A 255-nucleotide genomic window follows, 5' to 3' on the forward strand; every position below is an offset into this window, starting at 1 on the left:
CGGGCCGCACCGATCTGGTGCGGGCCATCACCGGGACCGCGCCGGCGGTGGTGGAGTTCGCGCCGCGCCCCGATTTCGGGCGGGCCCCGGTGCGCATCACCGCCCACCCCGACGGGCTGGTGGTCCAGGGGGCGCCCTTCCCGATCGCGTTGTACTCGCCCGGGGTGGCCTGGCGGATCGATCACGACGGGGTGGACGACATCGCGCACGCCACCGTGCAGCCCACCTCCGAGCGCCCGGTGGTGTTGGAGTTGC

General features: G+C 74.9%; 1 protein-coding gene. It reads left to right on the forward strand.

Translation table 11 applies throughout. From position 1 onward, the window contains the following. Positions 1-255: trehalase-like domain-containing protein (locus tag RM479_RS27730; RefSeq protein WP_311514587.1), on the forward strand; the 255-nt coding region annotated here is incomplete at both ends.

Origin of the sequence: Nocardiopsis lambiniae, assembly GCF_031845465.1 — a bacterium.
Classification (GTDB): domain Bacteria; phylum Actinomycetota; class Actinomycetes; order Streptosporangiales; family Streptosporangiaceae; genus Nocardiopsis; species Nocardiopsis lambiniae.